Here is a 13,546-nt window from a genome sequence, read left to right as displayed (position 1 = left end):
CAGTGACATGGCTTTGGGTCGATACTTACAATGATTCTGATTCAACACTACCAACGATTCAAAATCCTCAAAATGACGAAAGAGGAGTGTATGGTATCCCGTTGTTCTATGCTGGCGAAAAGCTCATTTCACCATTAGATAAGTTTGTTAATATAATAAATGATAAACACGCTTATTTGGAAGACGAATTTGAAAACATAAGAAACGGTATTAATACAGGTAAAGATACTATTAAGCAATCTGATATTAATATTATAGGTATTGTTTTATTGTCCCAAAAAGATTTGAACCGTAGTGCCATAATAAACGAAATCGCCATAAAGGGAAATGTCTATGTAGTTAACTAAACTATAAATTTATTGTTATCTTGTTTTATTGCCAAATACTATATTTTTCGTTCCACACAAGTCTGAATAGGCATTGTGGGGCACACCACAACAGGCACAAACTCTATTGGAACTGAATAACCGCAAGCCCTCGGAAATGCTCTTGTAAGCGTTTCTGAGGGCTTTTTCTTTTCAGCGGTTAGAATTCCGCTCCGCAGGCTCGGATAGTGATGTGTGGCATTTCCGTTCGCCTGACGGTCAAGCTGAGGTCGGCTCGGTGATGCCGTGACGGAGTTCATACTCACGCACACGGCGGTAGAAAGTATTTGCTGACATATTCATTCTCCGCATAAAGTCCCTGCCCGTGATGTGCTTGGCTCTCCATTCCCCATAGAGCTGACCGAACCTCGTCCAGTCGGTGGGGATAGGCTTTCGCCCGGTGTACTTGCCCTGAGCCTTAGCGATCTCGATGCCCTCACGCTGTCGCTGTTTGAGCTGCTCACGCTCCAACTGTGAGAGTGCAGCGAACACGGTGAGCATAAATTTGCCCGCAGGAGTGTCGGTGTCAATTTTCTCCTTGTGGCTGATGAGCGTTACTCCCTTGTCTGTGAGGGTGTCGATGATGTTCAGCAAGTCCTTTGTGGAGCGTCCCAGACGGCTGATACTCTCGATGTAGAGGGTGTCACCCTCACGCACATAGTCAAGCATTGCCCTGAGCTGAGGGCGGTCGGTGTTCGCTCCTGACAGCTTCTCGGAGAAGATGCGGTCAACCTGATAACTGCACATGATCTCCTGCTGTCTCGCTGTTTCCTGATGCTCCGTAGAAACACGGATATAACCTATTTTGCTCATAGTTGTTGTTTCCTTTCTTTATTCAAGTGTATTTTTATTTCTATGTTTAGCCTGTGTCCTCTGACGGCTTTTCTCACGCTCACGCTTCATCTGCTGTTCGTTGATGTACTGGCGCACCTGTCGGGTGTACTTCTTCGCCGTTTCACGCTTGGTGAGGAATGCGGTATGCTCGACATTAAGCCTGTTCCACTTCGATTTCAGCTTGTTGGACTTCTCCAAAAGGTCAAGCATCGTCGGCGGTTTGCCGTCAACAGCATACTTCTTGATATGCTCCTTGATGTACTTGACCGTCTGCTCGTAGTCCTCGATAGTGGCGGCATTTTTCTTCTTGAAACGGCTCTGCGACCAGCCCGATTTGCCCTGATACTCCTTGTAAACAGGCTCCAGCTCGTCACGGTGCTTCATCTTTGCAATGAGCGTGTCGATAGCTGTAAACTTCTTTTTCAGATCGGCACGCTCAGTTGTGTGGTCATCGGAGTGAGGTGTATTGAAGAAGAATCCAGACAGCTCGCTGAATGACATAACGCCACCAGCTTCAAGGTCTGCGATGATTTCGTTTGCTCTGCCCATACCTCTGATAGCTTTCCACGGATCTTCTTTCTTTTCAGGTGCTTTACTCTCCGTAGGTGTGGGCTGTGGTGTCCGGGCAGACGGTTCAGGCTTCGGATTGATAGCAGTTGCGTTAAGCATATCAAGCTGTGCCTGCCGTCTTGCTCGTCGGGCTGCAAAGAACTTCTCCACCTGTTCCGCAGCAGCTTTTCTCTTTGCGGTTTCACTTGTTTCGGTGATAGTTTCAGGCTCGGCAGATTGTTTCGGCTTTGTCGGTGCGGTGACTGTCTGTGTCGGCTTCGGCTCGGTCTTTGGAACAACAGGCTTCGGCGCTTCGATAAGCATATCGGGAGTGACATTCGCCGCTGACAGCTTTTCCTGTATCTCCGCTATCTGCTCGGCTATGCGTTCGGGGGTGAAGTCTGCGCCCAGGGTGTCGGCTCTTGTAAACTTCTGTTGACCGTCACCTGATAAACGGAATTTCAGCTTGACCTTATTGCTTGGCTTGTAAACATATTCGATACTGCACTCCGAACATTTTTCAAGAAAATCCTTGAAGTCACGGCTGTAAAGCATGACCTCCGCAATCCTGACACGGAGCTTATCTTTCCACGACTTGCCCTCTTTCTGCATATTCCTCTCAAAGTGAGATACCCCATGTCCCTTTTCAGGCTCGGAGATAACAGATATACCGTGTTCAGCACATATCTCGTCCGAAATCTCACGCAACTCTGCCCACGCTCTTTCAGACTTTCTGCCTTGATTATGCTCGGTGGTAAAGCTCAGACCGTTATACAGATTTGTGTTGTTGAAAATGATGTGGCAATGCAGGTGCGACTTGTCATGATGAACAGCAATGACATACTGATAATCGCCTTTCAGATAACGGTCGCACAGCTCCTCTCCGATCTGCATAGCTTGTTCGGGCGTGACTTCACCGGGGGCAAAGCTCTGTATCATGTGGTAGGCAAGGATTTGGGTGCGTCCTGTTCCTGTGTTTCGGACGGCTCGGAAGTCCTCGCTTGCTCCTGCGCTATCGGCTCGGCAAGCATAAGAGTTGACATATAAACCGTCGATGGTCTTATCATCTCTTGTGATGTAAGCGATCGCTGCGCTGACTGTTGCCCTGATCGTATGGATAGAAGTGTATGCCAAATTTCGTTTACCCCTTTCTTTATCTCGGTAATATCCTCGGCATAGATGTGACCTGTGCTGTAAAGTCGGACAAGTATCTGGTTGATGTTTGCTCCGATGCGTTTCATCAGACGGTTACACTCGGCAATTTCGGAACGGTCGGGCGTGAGATCAACCCTCGCCCGAACACAATCACGGATATACTCGGTCTTGTTCTTGTAACCGTACTGCTCACACTTGGAAAGAATGTCCTGCATTTCCGATTCGGTGAAACGAACATTGAGGGTGTAGGACTTCTTCTCCTTCTTGCGTTTCAGGTACTTGCGTTCATCGTCGGTAAGCTGGCTCTCGTCCTTGTCGGCAAGGCACTTGTCAAGGTCGGCTCTGACCTCTTTGTCAAGTGCGTGATTGATTGCTCCCTCGTAGGTCATACCCTCAAACTCCATAGCCTTGTGTTTGGGCGGTCTTCCACGCTTCTTTTTCTCGGTTTTCATAGTGGTGTCTCCTTTGTTTGTATTTCGGCGTTAGCCGATTTTCTTGACCGCTGTGCGGTCGTTTCGGGGCTTGGGGTGTCCCTAACAAGCATTTGGTATTTTCGCTCGCTGTGCGGCGCAAAATACAATGCTTGTTATTTTTGTTGCGCTGTAGCGCTATTTTCCAGCCTGTGGGATTTTCATATCACTCAGGCTTTCGATGCTCCGTCAGCGAATTTGGAGCTATGCGACTTAAACTCTCCGCCGCTTAGGTCGGCGGTCATACTCGCTCACGCTCCTGCGTGATGCACTCAATATCATCACTCTTGAAATTGTAAACTGGCTCAGCGCAGTTATTGCGCAGTCTGGGCGGCAGTCCTATGAAATATGCTCCCATAAGTTAATACCAAATTATTGACCGCTTCGTTAAGTATACCGCAGAAAAATTTTATGATGAAAATGATATGCAGGGGTGCGTGTGATCGTCACAACGTCAAAGCCCTTCACTTTTCTACCGGTGTTTTTGAGAAAATGGCGTTGTTTTTCAGAAAAGTTTACACTTTGTTCATGACGGTTCTCCCTTGTGCCTAAATTCAACAGCATATTTCTATACAGAATGTGAATAGGTCACGGCGGCACTCGGATAAAACCCCCTCTATATATACAAGCACGTTCAATCAGGAAACGGGCATGATTTTTATAAAAATAGTTGCTCCGTGATAATAATTCTCCGTATTGAATAAATCAGAAATGGTGACCTATGCAGTATGCAGTCAATGTGATATGGCTCGGATTTGCAATGCTCGGTCTGCTTTCTGCAAAATTCCCCATAACAATTTCACGAATGAAGAAGTTTTATGGCGCACTCAACTTCTTGCGCAATGCGAATAGACTTTTGCTGTCCGAGAATGCTATAATATTAGCATAGGGTATTATCCCTAAATCCAATACATTGGGAGGTGATGAGAATGAGTAAGAAAGCTAAGACCGAGGTTGATGAGAAGTCCGCTGTTATCATTACGGATGCTGTTCTTGCGGAGAATCAGGCAAAGCTCGACAGCTACGAAAAGTCTATCAAAGCTGTGCAGGAGCGCAGGCGCAAGGTCATCATTGATAGCAAGCTCTACACCTACGATAAGCTCTCACAGCTTTACGGCGGTGCGGAGGGACAGGCACTTCTCGATGCTGTGACTGCGGAGCATACGCTGATCGGCAAGCTGACAGCAAGCGGTATGACCTATGAGCAGATTGGTGAGCTGGCTGACGATAGTTCTGCCGATGCTGACAACAGCTCGGACGAAAGCTATTCCGAAAAGTACGCTAAGCAGATGAGCTTTTCAGAAACAGATCATTCCTATTCGGAGTAACATATATTCCGACAACAAAACGATTGCTGTGTAAGGGACGGCTCTGCCGTTCCGTACAGCACCTGTGCAGGCGTAACGCCCCTGCAACAAAAAGCCATTGCGTGTAGAGATAGATAATCGCAGGCGGAAAGGAGACACTTGCCAAGAAAAGATACAGGATTTACTTTGGCTGAGCTGAATGAGAGATATAAAGATAAGCCGACCAGCAAAGCCGTGTACGAAGTGGACGGTCAGCGTTATGCTGTGACAAGTCATTTCGTGGGTGAAAAAGACCTTGATAAGGTGCTTTATGAACTTGCTTTCAAAAGAGCGTTTCAGAAAACCGAAAAGAACTAAAAAGTTTTGAAAAAAGACTTGCCATATTCGGTTTTCTGCGCTATAATAGTTGTATCATCGAATATGGTTTGCTTTGATTGGAAAGGAGTTATTATGGCAAAGCAAACTACTTACAATGTCGGGATCTATGTGCGTTTGTCGCAGGAGGACGAACGTGCGGGCGAATCCCTTTCGATTGAAAATCAGAAGAAGATGCTGACGGAATATGTCAGCAAGCAGGAGGGGTGGAATCTTATCGAGATATGCGAGGACGATGGCTATTCGGGAACAAGTTTCGATAGACCAGGTATCAAGCAGATTCTTGATGATGCAAAGTCGGGAAAGATAAATCTTATCCTCTGTAAAGACCTTTCACGTTTCGGAAGAAATTATATCGAGGTCGGTCAGTATATAGATTACATTTTTCCTTCATTCAATATCCGCTTCATCGCCCTGAGCGACAATGTAGACACGCTTGACAGAAACAGTTCGGCAATGGATCTTATGCCTGTGATGAATTTATTCAACGAATGGCACGCCGCCAACACGTCAAAGAAGGTACGCAGTGTCATGGCAGCAAATTCTCGGCAGGGCAAGTATCTGGCGGCTTCAGCTTCTTATGGTTACATCAAGGCAGATGATGAAAAGCATACGCCCTTGATTGATGAAGATGCCGCCGTTATCGTAAGACGTATATTTGAGCAGAGGGCAAGAGGGTTAAGTCCGAAGCAGATCGCTATACAGCTTAACAAGGACGGCATCGCAACTCCCTCGGATCATCGTTATCAGCTTAAAGGCAAAGATAATCCCCTTGTGACTTCACATCTGTGGAATGATTGTATGGTGCGTGGCATTCTTAACAATGAGATTTATATCGGAAATCTCGCACAGCAGAGAGTGACAACGGTATCCTACAAAAATCACAAGCAGATACGCAAGGACAGGTCGGAATGGATAGTGATTGAAAATAATCATGAACCTATCATTTCAAGAGAGCTGTGGGACAAGGTTAGAGAGGTTGACGCATCGGTGAGTATCGGCAAGACAACAAAAGAAGGCGTGATTCTTCCGCTGTCAGGATTTATGTACTGCCCAGACTGCGGTTACAAGATGAAAATGAACAGAACCATGCACACCTCTAAGAAGCGTGGAACATATGAGACTGTCAGCTATCGCTGTGGTACTTATGTTAGAAGCGGAATGGACGGCTGCACTCCTCATTCCATTTTGGAAAGAGTAATTTCACAGATTGTTGTTGACGATATTAGAGCAAAGGCACGACTTGCCGTTGAGGACGAGGACGCACTCCGTGAAGCCGTTAGAAAACGCAGACAGGCTACTGCCGATGCGGAGAGCCAGCATAACAGCAAGGAACTCCATGAGGGTGAGAAAAGGCTTGCACAGCTCGAAACGCTTATCAGTAAGACCTATGAAGAAAAGCTCCTCGGTACTGTACCCGAAGAACTCTGCGTGAAAATGCTGAATCAGTATCTTGATGAGCAGAAGATGCTGAGAGAGAAAGTCGCTGTACTGAAAGAAAAGTGCGAAACCGCTGAACAGGCTGAAAAGGATATTGACAGATACATTGAAAATATCAAGAAGTATGTCGATATTCAGGAGCTTACCCGTGAGACTTGTTTGGAGCTTATCGAGTACATCGTGATTGGTGATCGTCCCGAAAGCAAGGACGAGGACAGGCAGATTCACATCTTTTACAAGTTCCTTGACAAAGGGCTTACGGAGAAAAGAAACATTCTGCTTCCGCAGAATGTGGAGTAAATAATATTTGGGTGTACTTTTATGGGGTTCTCCTCACGAAAACCAAGCTCACCGAACGGAACATTACCGACAGCCACATCAAAGCTGCCATTTTGAAAATGGTTCTTTTCAAAGCCCTGAATCGAAATATCTGCATCGGGATAGAGTGCATGAGCGATTCTGCCCGACAACGAGTCGATCTCTACGCCGTAGAGCTGAGAATTAGCTTGCATAGCTTCAGGCATACGTCCGAAAAAGTTTCCAATACCCATTGCTGGCTCTAATATGTTGCCGCCGTCAAAGCCAAAATTGCCGAGAGCTTCAAAAATTCCGTCGATAACTGTCGGGCTAGTGTAAAACGCATCATTTACCGTTGAACGTGCCTGAGCATATTCCTGCGGAGTCAGCAACTCGGAAAGCTCCTTATACTCTGTGGCCCACTTCTCATCGTTCTTATCAAAAGCCTTAGCCAAAGCACCCCAGCCTACATATTTCGACAAGATTTCTTTTTCCTCAGCCGTTGCAGGACGCTTTTCCGCTTCAAGCGTTTTCAGCGTTCTGATCGCATCGACATTGGCTCTGAACTTCATCTTAGCACCGCCGTCACCGAGGTTATCATCGGTGATCGTGAAGTTATCGCCCTTATCGGGAGTTGGTGCAGGCGTGGTGCTTTCTTCTGCAACAGGTTCATCAGAACTGACAACCTCTTCTGTAATAGTCTCACGCTCCGACTCTTTGGTACGCTCCAAGCCGTCAATAAAATGGAATGACATGAGCATATCGCCGTTGTCGAGCCGAGAGGTCAGCTCGCCGCCGTTGAAAGTCCAGTTCTTTGCACGGTCAAATTCCATGTGAATATCCTTGCCCGCAGGCTCTCCGTTTTCATCGAGCTTTCGGGAAGTAAAATCAACGGTGCTTACACCCATAACGATTCTGCGTTCTCCTACGCACTCAGGACGGAGATGATCACTGATCTCAAACATCATGCCCGGCTTGATAGCCCTTTTGAGCTGAGACAGGTTCTTTACATCGGGAATATCGGGCTTTTCTGTTTCGGGTGTAACATCAGCAACAGGCTCAGGTTTCATATGTGCAGGCTGCTCCTTTTCAGGATCATTTCTGCCGATATACTCATACATTCCGCTGTTCAGAAGCTTATCATAGGAGATATTCTCCGTAATAACAAAGCCGCCGCTTTCTCTTGAGACAGTGCAATCGTCCGTATAGAACGGCAACGCACCTGTCAGCGATACAACCTCAGAAACCTCGCCAGTAATCTTGTGACGAAATTGGACACCGACTTCCACAGTATCGTGTGAGGTACGTTCTTCAGCAGATTGCTCCGCTTTGAGTGTCGCCCTCTCTGCTTTCTGTTCAGCCGAAAGATAGGTATCGTCCTTGAGCCGTGCTTCGGTCATTGTCGCAACATTGTACCACGAATGACGGAACTTCTCACCATTCTCAAAGTTGAAAGTAATACCCTGAGAATTGTAGTCCACAAGCGAGATTTTCCCCTCACCGCTATGACCGCCCGTGCCGTACTCCTTTTTCAAAAAATCAGCCAACTGTTGTACAGTCGGGTGCTGTTCCTCATAGAAGTCCTGCACACGGAGCTTACCGTGAACGAATCCTGTACCACGGTCAATTTCTGCTGCGAGAGCTTCATAGACCTGAACACTGTCAACTACCGGACCTTTTGCAAATTCGGACTTTGGCTTTTCGGGTGCGGGCTTTGAAACGGTCAGCGGTTCGGGATCACCGAACAAAGAAAGCTGTTCGCCCTCAATATCGTTCTTCTCCCAAAACGGCACATCATCTTGCTCATTTCGTTGAATTTCGTTAATGACTGTTTCATCGGTAAAAAGAGGCTTATCAATGTCCGCAGTATCCTGGGCAGGAGTCTCTACCGCAGAAGCATCGCTCATAAGCTCTACCGCCTGCTCGGCCTTGCTTGTATGCCTGTCTATAACCTCATCGGGAACAGAAACAAGGTCAGAAAAATCAAGTTCTGTCAGACCGTTTTCAATCATATCCTCAATGCTGTCAAACTGCTCCGTATCGAACACTTCACCGTCAAATTCGTGAGTGATCTTGAAGTCCACAAGGTCAGCCGTCACCTGAATGGGCAGCTCATCATCGGTCAGCGTGGTAAACGCAAGCCCGATGTTATGCAGATCGGAGAAATCAGCACCGTTATGATATTCCGCTTCACAGAAATCGTTGATAAGCCACTTTGCCTTGTCGAGCGGAGTTTCAAAGATACGCTGGAAGTCCATGATCTCCACAGGCTTATCAGGATTATGTTCGAGCATTGCCGTTTGCAGGAGTTTCGGAAAAGTAGACAACTCACGATACGGCTCGATCTCCATTTTATCGCCACGGTTATAGATACCGCAAACAGGTTCTCCGCCATAAAAAAGCTCTCCAACCTTATCACCCTCAGCGATAGCCAATTTCCAAGTGCCGTTCTCTGTCTCCGCCGATTCGCAGTCAGTGCCGAAAAATTTGTCTACGATCTGTTGCAGAGTTTGGAGCTTTTCAGCCTCACGCTTCGGAGGATTCAACTCAAATGCCTGTTCGATCAGGACGGTATATCCTGCTTCTCTCAACTTTGCAGAGTATTCGTCCTTGACATGATTGGGGAAACCAACCATAGGAGAACCGTTCTTTGACAGCATACGCAGTCCGAGGACTTCTGCACCGATCTCCGCATTTTTGCCGTACATCTCATAGAAGTCTCCGACCTTGCGGAGCGATACCGAACCTTTATCCTCCGGTTCTGCCTTTTCGGGAGAATCGACCGCAGACTTTTCAGCCTTAGACAGAATCTCAAAGCCCTTTTCCTCCATATCCTGCTGCCAGCCGTCATATGCAAGCACATCGGAAGTGCCGAGCAGAATACCGCCATAGTCGGGCGCATCAAGGTCTTTCATAGAAATGCTCTTTTCGCTGATCTTCTCGACCTCACGACGAGCTCCGTCATACATTATAATATCACCGACAGCGAGATTGGCAACAGACGGCGCAGACTTTTCCTGTGTCCTTTCTTTTTCAAGGAAAAATTCGGGCATTTCCGTAAAGCCGAAACTGTCGCAATAATATGCCGTGTCCTTATCGTCCAAGGAAATAACAATAACATCGGAAACCGATAGCGAATGACCACGAAAATCTTCGGGGTGATTGGTGTTGAACTGAGTAAAAATGCCCTCAATAGTTGCATTTCCTCTAAACTCTCCGACAATGCCCTCATATACAAGCTCATAATCGTCTTTATTGAGCTGTACGCCCTCTGCTTTCAGCCTGTCAAGCCCCTCAAAGCGGACACCGTGATACTTCTCACCGCCTGGGAGCTGATAGATCTGAAACTTACCCTGTGCCTTTGCCACATCATCAATGGTGCGGATAGGATTTTTCTCTTTGAAATCGTCAAGTATCTTCTGTTCCTCAGCGGTAAGCGCAGAATGGGATTCCAGATAAGGAACAAGGACATTCAGCATATTTCGGGGAGTTTCCTTGCTTTCAGGTGTATTGTAGGGATAATTCGTCGAAGCTACGGCATTTTCACAGATAGTGCGGATATGGTCAATGAGACTTCCACCGCCCGAACCCTTGCCGTCACCGATATCAAACCTATTGGAGAAATTGAACTCCTGTCCGTCCACAACAGCCCTGATATCAAAGTTTGTTTTCTTGTAGTAGCCTGCATTAAGGTCGGGGATCATACGCTCCTTATGCTGTTTATCGTCAAGATACTCCATAAGAGCATTTGCAAAGGCAAAGCTGATCTCGCCGTGTTCCTCCGCAAAGTCACTCAGCAGACCGCTTTCGGTAAACCAGCGGTCATTGCCGTCCTTAGAATAACCGAACTGAAATTCAAGGCTGTCTGGCTTTCTTTCAGGCTCGAAAGTAACATTATACTTTTCCTTTGCGATGATAGCAAAAGCGTTTTCGGTCTGAACTTCATCACCGAGAATATCATGGAGAGCCTTCTTGATACGGTTAAGTTTAGGCTGATTATCGCCAGCCTCCCAGCCGTGGAGTGCTGCACCGTCAAACGCTGTCAGAAGGTCAGCAATTTTTTCATTGGAAATATCGGGGATAGCATCGAGCATATCATCACGAACCCACCAGAAAGCAAGGTCATTGAACTCCTCATGGGTGCGGTCAAGAAATGCCTGCCCGATCTCCTCTAAGGAAACAAGGCGCTCCATACCACCGAATGAACAGTTGTAGCCGTCATCTGTCCTCTCCAAATGCAGAGAGTGACGGAGATTTTCGGCATAATAATAGGTTCGGTCAGAGATCTTTCCGTCCTCAAAGACAAACTCTATCCTGTCTTTGTCAGCGATATTGTCAGAAGCGTGGATCATCAGACCGAGCGCAAACTCACGGCGAATATCATCACCCTGATGATAACGCTCCGCAAGTGCATACAGCTCTTTTTCGGGCAGATGATAGCCGAAAGAAGAATTATCGCTGGGCTGGTGCTTTTCAAGATAACCCCGTTCAAACAGCGGATATGCCATGCTTTCCCAATCATCGGAGGACAAAGTATGCTCCGCAAGGAAACGGGCAAGGTCAGCCTTCGGAAACAGGACTTCTTCCTCAGTGGGAATTCTGTTTGCGTTCTCACGGTCAATGACCGTCTGCTTATGGGCAGTCAGGAAGTCTGCAACATCGGATTCCTGCAATGCATTATGCAGAATCTCATCATACGCCTGAATATCCTCAGCCGTGAAAGTTTCGTCAATACTGTCGATCTGTCCTCTTGTAACATCGCCCACGAACATTGCCGTAATAGCGGCCCTTTGTTCATCGGAAAAGTCGTGCTGAGAAAAGAAGTCCGAAAGCTCCATACTGCGGTCAAAACTTGACTTGGCTTCAAGCATATCATTCAGTTTGGAGTGTTCGCCATAACGTTCAGCCGGAGCTTGTGACAGATACGCATCAACAAGAGAGAGCATTTCACCAAACTGTGCTTCATCGTATCGATTATCGAAAAAGTCAGCGAGATTGAGCTTTACATCTTCCACCGCAAGACGATGCACCACGGGAGAAAGTGCCACATTCTGCTCCATAGTCAGACCGAGGTCAGCCATATTTCGGAGCATACCGACCTCACGGACAGCGTTCTCCAATGCTCTATGAAAAGCAGGAGCGTTCTCCTTATCGACTGCAAATGCGACCTTGCCTTCACGGGAAAGTGCATGATAGCTCACACTTGTCTCCAAAAACGGCTTGACTTCCTTGAACTGCTCAGGTGTGAGCTTGCTCATATAATAGCGAGTATCACGGTTTGCACAGTAATCACGGTTGCCGACTTCCTGTGCCTTATCAGGACTTGCAAACTGCTCACGCATACTGATCACTTCGTCCTTGATATTGCGGACAGCAACGAAGTCAGCGTGACTTACCGTCAGCGTTCCTTTACCGGACGGATAGATTCTGCCCGAAAACTGCATACCTCTCCGAGCCATAATATCAGCCATTTTCAGCACAAGATCACGGTCAGCCGTCACATATTCCTTTTGCGGAATGTAACGATATTCTGTATTGCCGATGATGTTTTTCTCAGGTGGAAAATACGGTCTGTTGGACTTTGTAACGTTCATATTGCCAAGGATTTTTCTCAGCCAATCGGTATCCTTATCATTCACCGCCATACGGACAGTACCGTTCATTTCGTAGGCATAATAATTGATACCCGATTTTTCAAGCATTTCCTGCACACGCTGAAAATCCGCAAGCTGCATTGATATCAGCGACTTATCTCTGTTGTCTGTCGCATTATTCCACATTTTGTTGCCATATGTCATAAGGTCAGCCACGCTGTCAACCTCCTTTGTCTTAGTCTCTTGTTCTACTTTTATCTGTTTTGGAATATTTCTGAGCATATCGTTCCAGTCTTTATATGTATCGGGCGTGATGATACGCTTCATATCGGGATAATGTTCCTGCAAACGCCGAGCAAATTCATTGCCTGCGGTATCATTGTCGGAGCATAAAAATACATTCTCAGGAGCGATATTATGACGAAGCATCGTATCAAGGACGATACTCGGCTTCACGCCCATCATGGAAACAAGCCTGCAATTATCAAGTTCTTTGCTGTGCATTTGCAGATAGGAAAGCATATCTATTGCCGATTCAAAGAAAAAGGCCTTTTCGCCAGTGCCGTGTACTACCTCAAATCCGTGACCGCCAGCCGAGCCTGTTGCAATGCCTTTGAATTTATGCTCCGTTGATGTACCGACCTTTTCCGCACCGATGACTTTGCCCTGATCGTCATAGTACTTGAAAAGCACATTGCCTGTCTTTTCTTCTTGAGAGATAGTGCCTTCCTTCACAAGTGCGGAAAGCATATCATAGTCAAGCCCTCTGGTCTTGCACAGATACGCAAACACACGCCTGCAATTATCAGCTTCGGCAAGGGAAAGCTCTCTTGCCGTTTGCTGAACAGGTTTCAATTCGTATGTGCGGGACGGAGTATAGGTGCGGTCAATGAGTTCTCCGGTCAGAGCTTCAACAGCATCAATAAAGGACATATCCATATATTCTCGGAGTAAGCCGATATTATCGCCACCCTTATTTTCGCTGAACCTGAACCATTGACCACATTCTCCCGGACCGTTATCCTTGATATGCAGGCTGTCATGTTCCTTCCACACATACTCTTTGCCGACCTTTTTCAGGTCAAAGCCGTGAGACATGAGGAACTGAGGAAGATTGACGAGGTTCGCCCTTTCTTTCTGCTCATCAGTAATTCTCATCT

7 protein-coding genes and 1 pseudogene are annotated in these 13,546 nt (G+C 46.9%); 4 read left to right on the top strand and 4 right to left on the bottom strand.

Going from position 1 to position 13,546, the window contains the following annotated elements:
* Positions 1 to 347: hypothetical protein (locus tag RUM_RS09825; protein WP_041326400.1), on the top strand; the 347-nt coding region annotated here is incomplete at its 5' end.
* A gap of 237 nt (positions 348 to 584) precedes the next feature.
* Here the strand turns inward: RUM_RS09825 and RUM_RS09820 are convergent.
* The 3 genes and pseudogenes from RUM_RS09820 to RUM_RS13215 form a co-directional block, all read right to left on the bottom strand.
* Positions 585 to 1,178: a recombinase family protein gene (locus tag RUM_RS09820; RefSeq protein WP_015558960.1), complete on the bottom strand. Its 594-nt coding sequence runs from the start codon at positions 1,176 to 1,178 to the stop codon at positions 585 to 587.
* An 18-nt stretch (positions 1,179 to 1,196) separates the two neighbouring features.
* Positions 1,197 to 2,768: pseudogene (locus RUM_RS09815) on the bottom strand (relaxase/mobilization nuclease domain-containing protein); the annotation flags it as partial.
* Positions 2,684 to 3,355, bottom strand: coding sequence for a plasmid mobilization protein (locus RUM_RS13215; RefSeq protein WP_015558958.1), 672 nt, complete (start codon positions 3,353 to 3,355; stop codon positions 2,684 to 2,686). The pseudogene RUM_RS09815 and the gene RUM_RS13215, both read right to left, overlap by 85 nt.
* Before the next feature lie 947 nt (positions 3,356 to 4,302).
* On the opposite strand from RUM_RS13215, the gene RUM_RS09805 reads away from it, so the two are divergent.
* From RUM_RS09805 to RUM_RS09795, 3 genes are all read left to right on the top strand, one after another.
* Positions 4,303 to 4,701: a hypothetical protein gene (locus RUM_RS09805; RefSeq protein ID WP_015558956.1), complete on the top strand. Its 399-nt coding sequence runs from the start codon at positions 4,303 to 4,305 to the stop codon at positions 4,699 to 4,701.
* A 138-nt stretch (positions 4,702 to 4,839) separates the two neighbouring features.
* Positions 4,840 to 5,037, top strand: coding sequence for a hypothetical protein (locus tag RUM_RS09800; protein WP_038670326.1), 198 nt, complete (start codon positions 4,840 to 4,842; stop codon positions 5,035 to 5,037).
* 93 nt (positions 5,038 to 5,130) lie between these two features.
* Positions 5,131 to 6,795 carry a recombinase family protein gene (locus tag RUM_RS09795; RefSeq protein ID WP_015558955.1) on the top strand — a complete coding sequence of 555 codons (1,665 nt, stop codon included), beginning with the start codon at positions 5,131 to 5,133 and terminating at the stop codon, positions 6,793 to 6,795.
* On the opposite strand, the gene RUM_RS09790 is transcribed toward RUM_RS09795, so the two are convergent.
* Positions 6,729 to 13,544, bottom strand: a complete 6,816-nt coding sequence (locus tag RUM_RS09790; protein ID WP_015558954.1) for a YodL domain-containing protein — start codon at positions 13,542 to 13,544, stop codon at positions 6,729 to 6,731. The two genes, RUM_RS09795 and RUM_RS09790, sit on opposite strands and share 67 nt — an antisense overlap.
* Positions 13,545 to 13,546 lie beyond the last annotated feature (2 nt).

This window comes from Ruminococcus champanellensis 18P13 = JCM 17042 (assembly GCF_000210095.1).
GTDB classification, from domain to species: domain Bacteria; phylum Bacillota; class Clostridia; order Oscillospirales; family Ruminococcaceae; genus Ruminococcus_F; species Ruminococcus_F champanellensis.
Note: the sequence above shows the minus strand (reverse complement) of the source record. Positions and strands in the feature narration are given on the sequence as shown.

What these genes read in the sequence shown, in the direction of transcription:
- RUM_RS09805 (WP_015558956.1), top strand. Translation starts at nt 4,303, where the DNA reads ATGAGTAAGAAAGCTAAGACCGAGGTTGATGAGAAGTCCGCTGTTATC.
- RUM_RS09795 (WP_015558955.1), top strand. Translation starts at nt 5,131, where the DNA reads ATGGCAAAGCAAACTACTTACAATGTCGGGATCTATGTGCGTTTGTCG.
- RUM_RS13215 (WP_015558958.1), bottom strand. Translation starts at nt 3,355, where the DNA reads ATGAAAACCGAGAAAAAGAAGCGTGGAAGACCGCCCAAACACAAGGCT.
- RUM_RS09820 (WP_015558960.1), bottom strand. Translation starts at nt 1,178, where the DNA reads ATGAGCAAAATAGGTTATATCCGTGTTTCTACGGAGCATCAGGAAACA.
- RUM_RS09790 (WP_015558954.1), bottom strand. Translation starts at nt 13,544, where the DNA reads ATGAGAATTACTGATGAGCAGAAAGAAAGGGCGAACCTCGTCAATCTT.